Source organism: Sphaerisporangium fuscum (genome assembly GCF_018531465.1).
Taxonomy (GTDB): domain Bacteria; phylum Actinomycetota; class Actinomycetes; order Streptosporangiales; family Streptosporangiaceae; genus Sphaerisporangium; species Sphaerisporangium fuscum.
Window position 1 is genome coordinate 82,255 of sequence record NZ_JAHDTF010000032.1, and the last position, 14,676, is coordinate 96,930.

Below are 14,676 nucleotides of genomic sequence, written 5' to 3' on the forward strand. Positions count from 1 at the left end.
CCGATTAGCGGAGAGGTCCGCTGGATAGGAGTGTGTCAGGCGTCGCGCTCCGTCGCGGACCGAACACGACTTATCAGCGCATGCCGGGGGGAGACACACATGCGCTATGCCCGATCCGCAGTGAGCAGGTCAGCGGCCGGCGTCTACCTGGCGCTCGCCGCCCAGATCGCCACCCTGACCTGCCTGGTCGTCTTCGAGGAGGCCCGGGGCAAGCAGCTCGCGCGGCAGGTCGCGAAGCTCGGCAACGACCCGCACGCGCCGGGTGCCGAGGCGGTGGTCGGCGCCGTCACCTGGTTCGCCGTGCTGATCCTCCTGGTCGCCGCGGCCACCCTCGCCGCCGGATGCTCCTACTTCGCCTGGCTCCGGCAGGCGGGCGCGACCCCGCGCATGATCGCCATCGCGTGGTTCGTGCCCGTGCTGAACCTCGCCGCGCCGGCGCTGCTCGTCCACGCGCTGCGTGAGGACGCCGGGCTGCGCGAGGGCCGCCGGCGGTCGTGGCTCGCGCTGCTCGCCGCCTGGTGGGCGTGCTGGCTCGCCATGGTGTTCCTCATCCTGATCAGGCTGCCGGTCACCCACTCTCCCCAGGGCAGGGACCTCACCGGGCTCGGCCTGGCCGAGCTCGCGGTGGCGGTGGCCGCGGCCGTGCTGTGCGCGGCGACCGTCCGGGAGGTCACGGCGGCGAGGATGAGCGCCCGTCCTTCGGGGATCGCCCCCCGCCTGAAGCTGCTGCCCGCGCTCCGCTCCCTCCCCCGGCACAGCTACCCGGCCCGCGACTGACGATTCGCCTTCCCCTCGGCCGTCCGGCCGGCACCGGTCTTCCCGACCGCGAGTGTCCGGTCGCGCAGGAAGGGGGCGGGGGGCGGGGTGAGGTCCATCGCCGGTCTGGGCGGGACGAATCCCATCGGGCCGGAGCTGCCCGGGCTGGCGTGCCAGAGCTTGCTGGGCGGGGTGCGCACGCCGGAGGCCGGGCCGATGTCGGCGTAAGGAGACAGCCGGTACCCGTTGCCGTACTCCAGACGGCGTCCGCCGACGCCTCCCGTCCCGTGGCGGACGGCCTCCAGCGCCTCCCGCACCGCGCCGGCCCCCTCGGCGCGCCAGATCTCGTCGAGCTCGACGAGGTTCCAGCAGTCGAGGGCGCGCAGCGACACCGCCCGCGTGCCCACCCGGCGTACGACCCCCTTGGCGACCAGCAGCCACGAGCCGAACAGCGTGGCGGCGCAGTGGCCCTGCACCGACTCGAAGAACGTCAGGTCGATCGGACCGGTCGAATCGTCCAGCGTGGCGAAGATGACCCGCTGCCCGGAGCGGATCGCCGGCGTCTGCGTGGCGACCTTCACCCCGGCGACCAGGATCTCCGCGCCGTTGCGCATCGTGAGCAGCTCGCGGGCCCTGACCACGCCGATCGCGTCCAGCAGCTCGTCGTGGAAGGCGATCACGTGGCGGCTGACGTCCATGCCGAGGATCTCCAGCTCGGCCTGCACGGCCTCGGCCTCGGTCATCTCGGGCAGCTCCCCCGGCTCGACGCGCTCGGTGAACGGCATCGGGATCTGGACGGCCGGAGCCGGTGGCGCCTCGTCGGCCGGGACGGCCCCGGCCGCCCTCCTGGAGCGGCGAGCGCGCCTGGCCGCCGTCACGCCGGAGGAGGACGCCCGCTCCAGGGCGCCCACCTGGGCGACGAGGTCGCGCCTGGTCAGCTCCCCGGGCCGCCACCGCGCGCCGCCCGGGCGCAGCCCGTACAGCGCGTCGAGGCCGCCGACCTGCACGATGCGCTCGGCGACCGGGCGGGACGGCCGGGCGCGGTCCCAGAAGTCGGCCAGCGAGGTGTACGGCCGGCCCGCGACCATGCGTTCGACCTCGGCCTCGCTGACGCCCTTGACCGACGAGAACGGCACCCGCAGGCCGTACCCCTCGCCGATGTGCGAGATAGGGTCCGGCTCGTCGTGAGCCCGGGCGACCGGCGGGTGGCGTTCGACGAGCCAGTCTCTGCCGGAGTGGTTGACGTCCAGCGGCAGGATGGCCACGCCGCACCGGCGGGCGTCGTCGAGGATCACCCGGTTGGGGTACATGCCGGGCTCGTGGGTGAGCACACCGGCGAAGAACGCGGCCGTGTGGTGCCGTTTCAGCCAGGCCGACTGGTAGGTGGGCACGGCGAACGCCGCCGCGTGCGCCTTGCAGAACCCGAACGAGCCGAACGCGTCGAGCACCCGCCACGCCTCGTCGGTGGTCCTGCGGTCGAACTCCGGGAGCACCTCGGCCTCCCACCAGGCGAGCGCCGCCTCCCGCCCCTCGGGCGTGGCGAGGGCGCGGCGGACCTTCTCGGCCTCGGAGAGACCGCACCCGGTCATGGTGTCGACGACCTTCAGCACCTGCTCGTGGAACACCACCACCCCGTGGGTCTCCAGCAGCGACGGCTTGAGCTTCGGATGCGGGTAGCGCGGCTCGCGCCAGCCGTGCCGGGCCTCCAGGTAGGGGGTGACCATGTCGGAGTTGACCGGGCCGGGCCGGAACAGCGAGATGTCGACGATGAGGTCGTGCATCGTGCGGGGTTCGAGCTTGGACACCAGCTCCCGCTGGCCGGGCGACTCGATCTGGAAGCAGCCGAGCGTGCGGCCGGTGCAGATCATGTCGTAGGTCGCCGTGTCGTCCCTCGGGACCTCGCGGTCGAGGTCGATGTCGTGGCCCTCCACCCGCTTGATCTCGCTCAGCGCGTACGCCATGGCCGACTGCATGCGCACGCCGAGCACGTCGAGCTTGAGCAGCCCGGCCTCCTCGACGTCCTCCTTGTCGAACTGGCTCATCGGGAACTCCAGCAGGCTCCGCTCGACCGGGGTGCGGTCGCGCAGGGTGGAGTTGCCGACGAGCACGCCGCAGGGGTGCATGGCGATGTGCCGGGGCAGCCCGTCGAGCTTCTCCGCGAGCCGGAACATGGTGTCCAGGGCCTTGTCGCCGAGGCCGCTGTCGCGCAGCTCGGGCAGGTCGCTCAGGGCGGTACGGATCTGCTTGGCCCTGATGTGCGGGAACGCCTTGGCGATCACGTCGATCTCGTGCGGCGGCAGCCCCATGGCCGCCCCGACGTCGCGGATGGCGCTGCGGGCGCGGTAGGTCTCCATCATCGAGACGCAGGCCACCCGGCCCTCGCCGTACCGGCGGAAGATCAGGTCGTAGCAGTCGAGCCGCCGGGCCGACTCGACGTCGACGTCGATGTCGGGCAGCCCCTTGCGGCCCTCGGAGAGGAAGCGCTCCATGAGGAGGCCGTGGTCGAGGGGGTTCACCTCGCCGATGTGGATGAGGTGGTTGACCAGGCTCCCGGCCCCCGAACCCCTGATGGCGCACCGCACGCCCATCTCGCGGATCATGCCGGTGATGTCGGAGACGGTGATGAAGTAGCCGGACAACTGCTTCTTCTCGATGATCGCCAGCTCCGCGGCCAGCCGCTCGCGCGCCCGCGCGGACCGTTCGAGACCGCGGTCGCGCAGCCCGCTCTCGCACCGGGCGCGCAGCATGAGCACGGCGTCCCCGTCGACCTCCGGCAGGTGGAGCCGCTCGGTGCCGCCGCGCAGCGCGAGGACCTCCAGCGGATCGAGCACGCACCGCTCGGCCACCTGCCGTGTGCGGGCCAGCAGCCGGCGCGCCCGGTCACGGTCGCCCCCGCAGACGCGCAGGGCCACCTGCCACATCTCCTTGCCGCTCTTGAGGTAGGCGTGCGAGGCGGAGTGCTCGACGTGCCGGGAGTGGAGCGGCACGAGCTTGCGCGCCGCGTCGAGGACGTCGCCCACCCGGTAGTCGCCGGGTTCGAGGTGGCGGACGGCGTTGGTCAGCACGGCGGGCACGCCCACCGATTCGGCCAGGACGAGCATGCGCGCGGCGGTGCTCGCGTCGCGGTAGCCGTAGTGGTCGACGATCTCGACCACCACGTCGGGCACCGCGGCCCGCCAGGCGGCGAGCAGCGCGCGGGCGTGCTCGTCGCGGCGCCCGGCCACGGCCCGGCCGACGTCGGAGCGGGGGCCCAGCATGACCAGCAGACCGCCCGCGTGCTCGGCGACCAGCTCGCGGGTCACCCGGGGTTCGCCCCGTTCGCCGGCGTAGTGGGCCGCGGTGGTGAGCCGGCACAGGTGCGCCCAGCCGCCGGAGCGGGCCAGCACGGTGACCCGGTCGGCGTCGTCCCCCGTTCCCTCCGGGCTGTGGCCGGTGTGCAGGTGGCCGGAGCCGCGCAGCGCCCGGTCGTCCCCCTCGCCCCACAGGGCGAGGCCGCCGGCGCCCGCGAGCGCCATATCGACGCCCACGACGGGCCGGACACCGGCGTCGTGGCACGCCTGGACGTGCTTGACCGCGCCGTACATCCCGTCGCGGTCGGTCAGGGCGAGGATGTCCATCTCGTGCTCGGCCGCGCGTTCGACGAGCTTGGCGGGGAACGCCGAGCCGTACCTCAGGGAGTAGGCGGAGGCGACGTGGAGGTGGGGGAACATCAGTCCCACGCCCTGAGCATGAGCCAGCCGCCGCTGGCGGTGTCGAACCGCAGCTCGTAGGTGCCGTTCTGGCCGCCCGGGCTCGCCTCGACCCGCCAGAAACGGCGCTCGCCCGGGTCGTTCTCGGAGATCTTCCACCACTCGCGGGAGGTCACCCAGTGGTCGAGGACCGTGCGGACGACGTAGAGCCGGTCACGCCAGACGAAGCGGGCGGGCTCGCCGTCCCGCGTCCACACCTCGATGGGATCCCCGTAGATTCTGCTCAACGCGGCTTCTTCTCCCCTGGGCCTTGGGAACTCGGAGCACCCGGGGGAAGGCGGGCGGTGCTGCTACATCGAACATACGTTCCCAGAGGCGCGAGGGCAAATCGCCACACACCTCCTTCGAGGGCGTCCGCGTATCGGTCCTCCGGAGCCCGATCTCGATAGGCTGGCCGCCGCGAACAGGTACCAGGCGTGAGGCAACGTGGTGAACAACCTAAGTCCCAGCGAACCCTCCCAGATCGGCCGCTATCGGCTGATCGGCAGGCTGGGCCGTGGCGGGATGGGCACGGTCTACCTCGGTCAGGACGACGCCGGGCAGCGGGTCGCCATCAAGGTGATCAACCCCGAGTACAGCCGGTACGAGCAGTTCCGCAGCCGCTTCCGCCGCGAGGCCGAGGCCGCCCGCCGCGTCCGCCGCTTCTGCACCGCGGCGGTCCTCGACGCCGACCTCGACGGCGAGCAGCTGTACGTCGTCACCGAATACGTCGAGGGCCCGAACCTCGACGAGGCCGTGCGCGCCCACGGGCCACTGCGCGGATCCAGCCTGGACGCCCTGGCCGTCGGGGTCGCGACCGCGCTGACCGCGATCCACGGCGCGGGCGTCGTCCACCGCGACCTCAAACCGTCCAACGTCCTGCTGTCGCCGGTGGGGCCCAGGGTCATCGACTTCGGCATCGCCCGCGCGCTCGACACCCTCGGCGGCATCACCGGCACGGGCGAGCTGATCGGCACGCCCCGCTACATGGCGCCCGAGGTGCTGCGCGGGGAGCCGGCCTCGCCCGCCTGCGACGTGTTCTCGTGGGGCTGCCTGGTGGCCTTCGCCGCCACCGGCCGCACGCCGTTCGGCGGCGAGTCGCTCCCGTCGATCATGTACCAGGTGCTGAACACCGAGCCGTCGCTGGAGGGCATGGAGCCCCCGCTTCGCGCCCTGGTGGCGGCGACGCTGCGGAAGGACCCGGCGCACAGGCCCACGGCGCAGCAGATCCTGGACCAGATGGTCGGTCCGGGGGCGGCCCCGCACCCCATGGCCACCGCCGCGTCCACCGTGCCGTCCCCGCCGCCCGTCGTCCCTCCGGGGCCCACAGGGTGGGCACACCGCCGCAAGCGGCTCATCGGGGTGGGCGTGATCGCGCTCGTCGTCGCGGGCCTGGGGCTGCGCGCCCTGCTGTCGCCGTCCGGCCCGCCCGCCGACCTGAGCTACCTCTACCGGGACGACTTCAACGACTCCGGCACCGGCTGGGACGGCGGCCACTACACCGGTGACGCGACCGGGAAGTACGGCTACTCCTCCCAGGGCTTCTACGGCGTCGACGTGGACGACGACGCCGCCGAGAGGCTGCAGAAGGCCCCGATCCCGTTCGTCCCCACGCCGCCCGCCACCCCTGACCCCTCCGCCTCCCCGACCCCGGTGACCCCGGAACGCCTGCTGCTCACCGTGACCGCCACGATGCGCGAGTCCAGCGGCTCGGGCGAGTTCGGGCTGTTCTGCCGGGCCGACGACGACTACAAGCAGAGCCGGTACGAGTTCCTGCTGACCTCCGGCGGCGAGGCCCGCCTGAGGGGCGTCGCCAAGGGCACCGGCGGCAACCTGACCCCTCCGGCGCCCGTCACCGGGCTCGAGAAGGGCAAGCCGGTCAGGCTCCAGGCCGAGTGCACCAAGACCGCCGACGGCGTGCGACTGACCATGTGGGTGGACGGCGAGCGGGTGCAGTCGTACCTCGACACGACCGTGGGCACCCCCACCGGGCTGCCCAACGGGGACGTCGGCTTCCTGGCGCGGGTTCCCGAGCAGTCCGGGGCCCGGTTGAAGATGGGCTTCGACGACTTCACCCTCCAGGGCGGCGCCCCCGGCACATGAGCCACGGAGGGTCAGGAGGTGGCGGGCACGGCGGCGCGGTTGAGCTCGGCCGCGTAGGCGATCTCCTCCCTGACCACCTCGCGCCCGGGCCACCTGGTCACGGCGACGGCCATCAGCGCCAGGCCGCACACCGACCAGGCGCCGATGACGATCGGCACGGGGAACCTCTCGGCGAACACGCCGGCGACGAGCACGGCCACCGCGTGGGTGAGCTGGATCCCACCCTGCATGATCCCGAAGGCGCGCGCCCGGTAGGCGTTCGGCAGCATCTGCACGAACAGGCCGTTGAGCGGCACCATGACCGTGTTCACGGCCGCCGCCGCCGTCACCACCAGGACGAACGCCACCTGGAACGGCGGTGAGACGAGAACGGGCACGAGAAGCGCCGGTCCCACGATCAGCAGCGGCCTGACGAGCCTCAGCCGCCGTTCCGGGCCGGTCACCCGGGTCACGACGGCCCCGATGACCGCGCCGATCGGCAGTGCCGCCATCAGCAGCCCGGCGATCCGCGAACCGCCGCCGAACTGGGACGCCCAGGCGGCGGCGAGGCCCTCCGGGACGATGATGATCCCCACCACGCTGAACACCACCAGCGCGGTCGGCCGCATCACGCGGTGCCCGAAGACGAACCTCAGGCCGTCGCCGGTCTCCCGCAGCAGCGACCTCCGCTGGGCGTCCTCCACCGTCGCGGGCCGGGGACGTACGCCGCGCCACAGCAGCAGCGCCGACAGGCCGAACGTGGCGGCGTCGATGAGCAGCGCCGTCCGGGCGTCGATGGCGGACACCACGCCGCCGAGCGCGTACCCGGCCACCTGCGCGCCCTGGCCGGCCATGTTCTGGAACGACAGCCCGACGACGTACCGGTCCCCGGTGAGGAGCTGCGCCACCATCGCCGAGCGCGCCGCCTGGAACGGCGGGGTGAGCAGCGAGGCGCCGAGCAGCAGCAGGAGCATGAGGGGGAACGGCGTGCCGGGGGCGGCCATCAGGCCGATCAGCGCCATCCGGACCACGTCGCAGATGATCATCACCCTGCGATAGGGGTAACGTTCGGCGAGCGCGGCGAGCACCGGCCCTCCGGCCACCCATGGCAGATAGCTGACCGCGAAACCGATGGCGGACAGCAGCACCGAGCCGGTGTCGCGGAACAGCAGGTAGGCCACCGCGACCTTGGCGAAGTAGTCGCCGACCCAGGACAGGAGGGCGGCGCCGAACAGGGCTCGGTACTCGGCCACGCCGAACACGTCGCCGAAGGTGGCGGGCCGATCGCGTTCGGCCGGCGTTTCCCCGGCCGGCTCGCCAGCCTCCGCTTTTTCCGACTTTTCGCCCATCTGGCCTCAATCCCCTATATTTCCGGACCGCAGCTGTCACCACCGGTTCGGCGACGCGAGGTCACGCCTGTTCACCAGGTACGGCCCCGCCCGGCTTCACGTCGGATTCCCCGTTTCGACAGCCCGAGGCCACAAATAGTCATGATTACAGAACAAGGGGTTTTCTGTCCGCTTTCCTGATATAGCAGGCCTACTGGTCTCCAGAGTCGGCAGCTCCACGGCCGTTCACGCAAGCGACAACCGTGAAACGAGCAATTTCCGAGAAAACCAGGATCCGCTCACCGGTCGTCCCGCCGGCGCGCCTGCACGCGGGCCTCGAAACGGTCGAGTTCCCTGGCGAAGGCACGCCGCAGCACCGGCACGGCCAGCCGGCGCAGGGGACGCCGGCGGGTGGAGCCTGCGCGGCCCACCAAGGTGCCGCCGGGCACAGGCGTCGCCGCGAGGCCGAAGGTGATGTGCCGGCTCTGCATCCAGCACCAACCGGAGCGCAGGACGGCGTCGAAGTCGGCACTCAGGCGGGCGTTGCCCAGAGCGCGGACGTCGAGCCTGTCCTCGCCACGCGGGGTGACCCGGACGGTACGCACGAACGGCTGGTAGCGCGGCAGCTCGTTCTCGAGGTCGGCGGCGACCGCCCAGACCACGTCGAAGGGCGCCGCGACGAAGCGTTCGAGCAGGACGCACCCAGGCGTCGCGGCCGCCATGACGCGCAGGCGCCGCACCGGGTCGAGGCCGGCGACCGGCCCCATCTCTCCGGGGATCAGGCTCATCGTTCCCATGCCTTTCGGAAGCTCGCTCGCGCCCGGTGCAACCGGGACTTCACCGTGCCCTGAGGGAGCCGGAGGACGGCGGCGGCCTGCTGCTCGTCCAGCCCCTCCAGGTCGCGCAGGACGAGCACCGCCCGGTGCTCGGGAGACAGCCGTTCCAGCGTGTCCCGCACGTCGACCCGGAGTTCCCCGGTGTCACGGGCCGGGATCTCGGCCGGCGCCGCGTGCTCGTGGCGGCCTTGGCGCCGCGCGACGCGCACCGCCTCGCGTACGGCGATGGAGCGCACCCAGCCGTGCAGTGCGGCGGACTCCCGCAGGCCGCGCAGGTTGCGGAAGACCGCGACCAGGGTCTCCTGGGCCGCGTCGGGCCCGTGCTGCAGAGCGATGGCGCCGCAGATCCGGGCCACGTACGGCGACAGCGCGTCGAGCAGGTCGTTCATGGCCATCGTGTCACCGCGCTGGGCGGCCCTGAGGAGCCGGTCGAGCTCCTCGGCGTCGTCCTCGGTCATGCCGTCTCGCGCAGGAAGTCCAGGAGGAGACGGTTGACGGGCTCCGGGCAGTCGAGCTGGACGGCGTGGCCGCAGCGGTCGAGGATCTGGACCCGGGCGTCGGGAAGCAGCGCGCCGATGCGCCGCGCCTGCCACACGGGCACGATCTTGTCCTGCTCGCCCCACAGGACCAGGGTGGGGGTCCGCGTCGACGGCATGGCCTCCTCGGTCTCCGCCCAGTTCAGGCCCCGCTCCAGCTCGTAGGTGGCGCGCAGGTTGTCGCGGAACGTGGCAGGCGCCCACAGCTCGTCCACGAGCTGCGCGGTGGCCCGCTCCCGGTGGACGAGCGTGTGGGCGATCCAGCCGCGGTAGGTCGCCTTGCCGGTGCCGGTGAGGTTGGTGAGCAGCTCCCCGATCACCGGATATTTCAGGATCTCCCAGCTCCAGGTGTCCTTGACGTGCAAGGCGGTCGCGTCCAGCAGGGCCAGCCGGCTCACCCGGTCGGGGTGGCGCTGCGCGAAGGCCAGCGCCCAGCCGCCGCTCCACGAGTTCCCGGCCAGGGCGGCGCGGCGCACGCCGACCGCGTCCATGAAGGACGCGATGGCCCCCGTCATCGCCGGCAGATCCCAGCGGAACCTTCGGTCCTTCAACCGGGTGTATCCCTGGCCAGGAAGGTCGACCACATAGACCGTATGCGCGCGGGCGAGCACTCCGAGCTGTTCCTTCCAACCGATGACCGAGGCCCCTCCGGGGGAGAGGAGCACGACCGGCGATCCCGATCCGGCCCGCAGGTAGTGGAACCGGGCGAGCGGGGTGTCGGCGAAACGGGATCCCTCGGCACGAAGATACGGCGAGGTGTGGCCGCGGCCCGCCTCCGCGGGCTGGTATCCGTACGCGCCGTAGAGGACGGCGGCCACCGTCAGCGCCGCGACCACGGCGGCCGTACGCCCCACCCACCGCCGGATCCCTCCGGACGCATGGGTGCCCTCCCGGGCCGTGCCCGTCGTGGCGGGGCCGTCGATCGTGTGCGATACGTGCATGGTGGGTGCTCCTCGGGGGTCCGGCGAACCGTCTCGCCACCGAAGAGGACGGCCGGGAGGAAAAGGTTCCCCGCCGGCCTCTGCCACGGATGTGGCGTCGGTCACAGGGAACCTCCGCGCGCCGGCGCTCCTCTTGTTCTCCGGAAGCTCCACCGACGACACCTGGAGACGCACCATGGAACACCGGACACGGGTCCGCGCCGGCATGCTGGTCGCCGCGGCTCTCGCCGCCGACGCGGCCGTCCACCTCTACTGGACGACCGGCGCGCTCTGGCCCGCGCGAGAGGCCAGAGCCCTCTCGCTCGCCGTCCTGAACTTCGAGGTGCCCTTCACCCCTCGCGTCCTGCTCCCCCTGGCCGCCCTGCTGACGGCCGCTTCGCTGACCATGGCCGCCGGCGTGGGCAGGCTGGGCAGGCTCGGCCGGGCCGTTCCCCGGCCGCTGCTCCGGCTGGGCACCCTGGCGATCGCCGCCGGGACGCTGCTGCGCGGGGTGTTCGGCGTGGCGTGGGCGCTGGGCAACGGGACCGACACCTCGACCCCGTTCTACTGGCTCAACGTCTTCGTCTACACCCCGCTCTGCCTGGCGCTGTTCACCGCCACGATGATCGCGCGCCGGGCGCGGCCCGTCTGACCCCTACTCGTCGGCGGCCTCGGCCACCACCCGCCGCGCCTGCTCCACGATCGCCTCCAGGCGGGCGCCGTGCGCGCCCCGCCAGTACACGTGGTCGCACGCCAGGCAGCGCGCGAAGGCGTCGTAACTGCGGCGCGTGCCCGGCAGGAGCAGGCCTTCGACCTCGCCCTTGCCCACCGGGGCCAGCGGGCCGTTGCACGCGGTGCACCGGGTCCACGGGGCCAGCGGGGGCGCGAACCGCCGCAGCACGTCACCGAACTGCTCCTGCGGGGCCGCGCCCCGCACGTGCGCGCCCAGCCACAGGCTCCTGCGCCGCAGCAGCCCGCGGTCCTGGGTGAGCAGCACCCGGCGCTCGGCGTTGGCGCGCTCGATCAGGGTGTCGTCGTCGAGATCGTTCTCGTAGGCGCTGTCCACCCCGACCAGGCGCAGCCGCCGCGCGAGCGTGCCGAGGTGCACGTCGAGCAGGAACCGGTGGGCGGGCACCGGCTGCGGCCTGCGCACGGCGAGGACCCGCACGGCGTCCCCCTCCTGGGGACGGTAGGAGGCCTCGACCTCCCGCCCGCCGACGACCAGTGCCCCGACCTCCGGCAGCGGCACCCCGAGCGACTCGACGACGTGCCCGAGAGAGGACGTGCCGTCGTAGGGGATCCAGAGCTCCGCAGCGCGGTGCCGGGGCGGCAGGAAGAACCGCAACCCGGCCTCGACCCGCACGCACACCCGCTTCCCCACCCTGCCCAGCATGCCAGCCGTTCACCCGTGACCCGCCCGCGCCCGCACGTGGGTGTCGAAGAGGTCGTCAGGGTGACAACGCGGACCTCGGTCCGGGGCTGGACGTCACCGCCGGCCGCCATGAGCTCGTCGGAAGCTCCGCCCGCACCGTGAAGCCTCCCTCGGGGCGAGGTTCGGCGCGCAGCCGGCCGCCGAGCGCGGCGACCCGCTCGCGCATGCCGATCAGCCCCACACCGGGCGCGGGCGGGCTCCCCGGGCTTCCGCGCCCGTCGTCGTCCACCTGTACGACGAGGTCCGCGGACCCGTACGCCACCCGCACCGAGGCGGTGGCCGGGCCGGCGTGCCGTGCGGTGTTCGTGAGCGCCTCCTGGATGATCCGGTAGGCGGCCCGGTCGACGTCCAGGGGCAGCGCCCTGCGCGTCCCGGTCACGGCGAGGTGGACGGGCAGCCCGGCGGAGCGCGCCCGGCCGATCAGGTCGTCGAGCCGGTCCAGCCCGCTGCCGCCGGGTGGTTCGTCGGCGGAGTCGCGCAGCACCTCCAGGGTCGCGCGCAGCTCTCGCATCGCCTCGCCGCTGGCCTCCTGGATGGCCAGCAGCGCCTGCGGCACCTCCTCGCCGCGCTTGCGCGCGAGATGGACCGCCACCCCGGCCTGCACCTTGATGACGGAGATGGTGTGGGTGAGCGAGTCGTGCAGTTCCCGGGCGATGCGCAGGCGTTCCTCCCCGGCGCGCCGGAGCGCCGCCTCTTCGCGGCTGCGCTCGGCCTCGGCGGCACGCTGCTCCACCTGCTCCAGGTACGCCTGCCGGTGCCTGCTCACCGTCGCCGCGACCCCCGCCGCGAGGAACCAGCCGAGCAGCAGGACCGTACGCTGGACCAGGTCCTTGACGGGCTGCCCGGCGGTGGCGGTCGTCAGGGTGGCCGCCAGGGTGCCGCCCAGGAAGGCGGCGCTCGCGGCGGCCGGAAGCCACCGGTGACCTGCTCTGACCGACGAGAAGACCACGATCATCACGGGGAAGGCGGCCGGCGGGCCGGGTTGCGTCCGCACCGAGTAGAACAGCATGCACGCCGTGACGGTCAGCAGAGCCGCCACCGGCGCCCTGCGCCAGGCGATCAGGCCGAGCGCGCCGGCCACGACGGCCAGGTGGTCGAACGGCCGCGCGGGGGCGGCGAACGCCCCGGCCTCGAGCAGAACGCCCACCACGACCGCGAGCGCCACATCCGCGGCCGGCGACGAGAACCTCATCCCTGCAGAGTAGATCCTCTCCCTGCCACCGTTCCTCCTCGTGGAGGGGTGACCGGTCGTACTCCCGGTGTCGCACCCGCGCCGCCCCCCTACGTTCCCGGGCGCAGCGCCAGAGTCTTCTCACGGAGGACGACCACGAGCGGCCGCGCAGGCGACGATCGGCTTCTCGGCCCGCTCGTCACCCGGCCGGCCCCGGCGAGCTGAGCGGGACGCAGATCTTCCCTGGCCCGCCGCCGGCGGGTTCCCCGTCAGGCCTCGGGTGGCCCGCCGGCGTCACCGTGCCCGGCCCGAATCGGGAATGATCCGTTCGACCAGGTCGGTCACCAGGGTGTCGATCTGGTCCTCGGGAAAGATGTCGGGCAGGGTGAGCCGTTCCACGATCAGCCAGTTCAGGGCCAGGTAGAGCAGGATCACGGTGGTCGCGTCGCCGGGCAGGCCCGACTGGGTGTGGTAGGCGATGTTGGCGTCGATGTCGGCGCGGATGCGCTCGGTGAGCAGGCGGCGCAGCTCGGGACGGCGGGTGGCCTCCAGGCGCAGCTCCAGCACGGCCAGGTATCCCGAGCGGAACCGGCTGACGCGGTCCACCACCTCACGCATGAGCTCGGTGACCTTGTCGCGATCGCGCGGCCCGGCAGTGGCGGCGGCGAGCACGGCGTCGTCCGGTTCCAGCCGCTCGTAGTAGCGGTGGCCGACCTGAGTGAGCAGGTCGTCCCGGTTGTTGAAGTAGTTGGAGGCGGTGCCGTTCGGCACGTTGGCCTCGACGTCCACGGCCCGGAAGGTGAGCCCGCGCGCTCCGTCGCGGGCCAGGACCTCGATGGCCGCGTCAAGGAGCGCCGCCCGTCGTTCGGGGTTCTGCCGCATCGCTATCTCTCCTGAAGTCTCGAATTGACACCACTCTGAGTGTAGTACTACGGTTTAACCACTCCAAGCAGAGTACTACGACCCAGATGGGTCGGCGAGAGGAACAGAGATGCGAGTTCGACCGAACAGCTTGATCACTTTCACCGTGCCGGCCACGCCCGTCCGCGCAGCGTCATGGCCATCCGGCACCCCGGCTTCCCACCCTGCGCCGGCGCGGCACACCGGCATCCCGGCCTCGGGGACGCCGGCCAGGCAGGACCACCGGCGGCAGACGCCGAAGCCGCGCTCGGTGCCGCGCCCCAGGCCGCTGCCCAAGCCCGGCACCAACCGCTGACCGGCGTAGTGCCGCCCCTCCCGCCCACCTCATTCAAGGATCAGATATGCGAAAGCTCGTTTACTACATCGGCATGACCATCGACGGCTTCATCGCCGCCCCCGACGGAAGCTACGACTTCTTCCCGCTGACGCCGGACGTGATCGACTTCATCGTCGAGGAGTACCCCGACACCCTTCCCACGCACGTCCGCGCCCAGATGGGCCTCGACGCCCCGAACCGCAACTTCGACGTCGGCGTGCAGGGACGCGCCACCTTCCAGCCGGCCCTGGACATCGGCGTCACCAGCCCCTACGCCCACCTGCGGCAGTACCTGGTCTCGGCCACCACGGAGAGCCCCGACCCGGCGGTCGAGATCATCTCGGCCGACGTGATCGGCAAGATCCGCGAGCTGAAGGCCGAGGAGGGCAAGGACATCTACCTGATCGGCGGCGCCCGCCTGGCCGGCACCCTCCTCCCGGAGATCGACAAGCTCGTGATCAAGCTCTACCCGGTGGTCGCCGGCGCGGGCATCCCCCTGTTCACCGCCGACTTCTCCCCCACCCTCTTCACCCTCACAGAGAACCGCACCCTGGAGAGCGGCACGGTCATCCTGACCTACGAGAAGAAGTGACCGCCTCATCGGCCGGCCGCACGACCACTCCCGACAAAACTCCCGCGCGGCCGGCCAG

13 protein-coding genes are annotated in these 14,676 nt (G+C 72.5%); 4 read left to right on the forward strand and 9 right to left on the reverse strand.

The annotated features are described in order from the left end of the window. The first annotated feature begins 99 nt into the window (after positions 1–99). A complete protein-coding gene (locus tag KIK05_RS35370) occupies positions 100–777 on the forward strand; it encodes a DUF4328 domain-containing protein (protein WP_214415200.1) in 678 nt (225 codons plus the stop codon). On the opposite strand, the gene KIK05_RS35375 is transcribed toward KIK05_RS35370, so the two are convergent. Beyond that, entirely contained in the window at positions 759–4,466 is a 3,708-nt protein-coding gene (locus tag KIK05_RS35375) for a DNA polymerase III subunit alpha (protein WP_214415250.1), read from the reverse strand. The two genes, KIK05_RS35370 and KIK05_RS35375, sit on opposite strands and share 19 nt — an antisense overlap. Next, a complete protein-coding gene (locus tag KIK05_RS35380; protein ID WP_214415201.1) occupies positions 4,466–4,732 on the reverse strand; it encodes a DUF6504 family protein in 267 nt (88 codons plus the stop codon). Before KIK05_RS35380 ends, KIK05_RS35375 begins: the two co-directional genes overlap by 1 nt. 202 nt (positions 4,733–4,934) lie before the next feature. Between KIK05_RS35380 and KIK05_RS35385 the strand changes: the two genes are divergently transcribed. Beyond that, the gene (locus tag KIK05_RS35385) at positions 4,935–6,587 is read left to right on the forward strand and encodes a serine/threonine-protein kinase (RefSeq protein ID WP_308250237.1); all 1,653 of its coding nucleotides are present in this window, start codon (positions 4,935–4,937) and stop codon (positions 6,585–6,587) included. An 11-nt stretch (positions 6,588–6,598) separates the two neighbouring features. Here KIK05_RS35385 and KIK05_RS35390 read toward each other — a convergent pair whose 3' ends face one another. The 4 genes from KIK05_RS35390 to KIK05_RS35405 all read right to left on the reverse strand — a co-directional run bounded on the left by KIK05_RS35390 (position 6,599) and on the right by KIK05_RS35405 (position 10,207). Further along, the gene (locus KIK05_RS35390; protein WP_214415202.1) at positions 6,599–7,915 is read right to left on the reverse strand and encodes an MFS transporter; all 1,317 of its coding nucleotides are present in this window, start codon (positions 7,913–7,915) and stop codon (positions 6,599–6,601) included. Between the two features lie 278 nt (positions 7,916–8,193). After that, positions 8,194–8,682: an SRPBCC family protein gene (locus KIK05_RS35395; RefSeq protein WP_214415203.1), complete on the reverse strand. Its 489-nt coding sequence runs from the start codon at positions 8,680–8,682 to the stop codon at positions 8,194–8,196. Continuing rightward, positions 8,679–9,188, reverse strand: coding sequence for an RNA polymerase sigma factor (locus KIK05_RS35400; protein WP_214415204.1), 510 nt, complete (start codon positions 9,186–9,188; stop codon positions 8,679–8,681). The genes KIK05_RS35395 and KIK05_RS35400 overlap by 4 nt, the downstream gene beginning before the upstream one ends. Further along, complete coding sequence (locus tag KIK05_RS35405) at positions 9,185–10,207, reverse strand: alpha/beta fold hydrolase (RefSeq protein ID WP_214415205.1); 1,023 nt, start codon at positions 10,205–10,207, stop codon at positions 9,185–9,187. The genes KIK05_RS35400 and KIK05_RS35405 overlap by 4 nt, the downstream gene beginning before the upstream one ends. Positions 10,208–10,382: 175 nt before the next feature. On the opposite strand from KIK05_RS35405, the gene KIK05_RS35410 reads away from it, so the two are divergent. Next, positions 10,383–10,838, forward strand: coding sequence for a DUF3995 domain-containing protein (locus KIK05_RS35410; protein WP_214415206.1), 456 nt, complete (start codon positions 10,383–10,385; stop codon positions 10,836–10,838). A 3-nt stretch (positions 10,839–10,841) separates the two neighbouring features. Here the strand turns inward: KIK05_RS35410 and KIK05_RS35415 are convergent, their stop codons facing one another. The 3 genes from KIK05_RS35415 to KIK05_RS35425 form a co-directional block, all read right to left on the reverse strand. Beyond that, entirely contained in the window at positions 10,842–11,579 is a 738-nt protein-coding gene (locus KIK05_RS35415) for a Mut7-C RNAse domain-containing protein (RefSeq protein WP_214415207.1), read from the reverse strand. 55 nt (positions 11,580–11,634) lie between these two features. Then, entirely contained in the window at positions 11,635–12,810 is a 1,176-nt protein-coding gene (locus KIK05_RS35420) for a sensor histidine kinase (protein WP_214415208.1), read from the reverse strand. A 273-nt stretch (positions 12,811–13,083) separates the two neighbouring features. Then, the gene (locus tag KIK05_RS35425; RefSeq protein ID WP_214415209.1) at positions 13,084–13,671 is read right to left on the reverse strand and encodes a TetR/AcrR family transcriptional regulator; all 588 of its coding nucleotides are present in this window, start codon (positions 13,669–13,671) and stop codon (positions 13,084–13,086) included. Positions 13,672–14,051: 380 nt separating this feature from the next. On the opposite strand from KIK05_RS35425, the gene KIK05_RS35430 reads away from it, so the two are divergent. After that, positions 14,052–14,618 carry a dihydrofolate reductase family protein gene (locus tag KIK05_RS35430; protein WP_214415210.1) on the forward strand — a complete coding sequence of 189 codons (567 nt, stop codon included), beginning with the start codon at positions 14,052–14,054 and terminating at the stop codon, positions 14,616–14,618. The last annotated feature ends 58 nt before the right edge of the window (positions 14,619–14,676 follow it).

Excerpts from the sequence above, each read along its gene's own strand:
- KIK05_RS35370 (WP_214415200.1), top strand. The coding sequence starts at position 100 with ATGCGCTATGCCCGATCCGCAGTGAGCAGGTCAGCGGCCGGCGTCTAC.
- KIK05_RS35375 (WP_214415250.1), bottom strand. The coding sequence starts at position 4,466 with ATGTTCCCCCACCTCCACGTCGCCTCCGCCTACTCCCTGAGGTACGGC.
- KIK05_RS35390 (WP_214415202.1), bottom strand. The coding sequence starts at position 7,915 with ATGGGCGAAAAGTCGGAAAAAGCGGAGGCTGGCGAGCCGGCCGGGGAA.
- KIK05_RS35395 (WP_214415203.1), bottom strand. The coding sequence starts at position 8,682 with ATGAGCCTGATCCCCGGAGAGATGGGGCCGGTCGCCGGCCTCGACCCG.
- KIK05_RS35400 (WP_214415204.1), bottom strand. The coding sequence starts at position 9,188 with ATGACCGAGGACGACGCCGAGGAGCTCGACCGGCTCCTCAGGGCCGCC.
- KIK05_RS35405 (WP_214415205.1), bottom strand. The coding sequence starts at position 10,207 with ATGCACGTATCGCACACGATCGACGGCCCCGCCACGACGGGCACGGCC.
- KIK05_RS35410 (WP_214415206.1), top strand. The coding sequence starts at position 10,383 with ATGGAACACCGGACACGGGTCCGCGCCGGCATGCTGGTCGCCGCGGCT.
- KIK05_RS35415 (WP_214415207.1), bottom strand. The coding sequence starts at position 11,579 with ATGCTGGGCAGGGTGGGGAAGCGGGTGTGCGTGCGGGTCGAGGCCGGG.
- KIK05_RS35420 (WP_214415208.1), bottom strand. The coding sequence starts at position 12,810 with ATGAGGTTCTCGTCGCCGGCCGCGGATGTGGCGCTCGCGGTCGTGGTG.
- KIK05_RS35425 (WP_214415209.1), bottom strand. The coding sequence starts at position 13,671 with ATGCGGCAGAACCCCGAACGACGGGCGGCGCTCCTTGACGCGGCCATC.
- KIK05_RS35430 (WP_214415210.1), top strand. The coding sequence starts at position 14,052 with ATGCGAAAGCTCGTTTACTACATCGGCATGACCATCGACGGCTTCATC.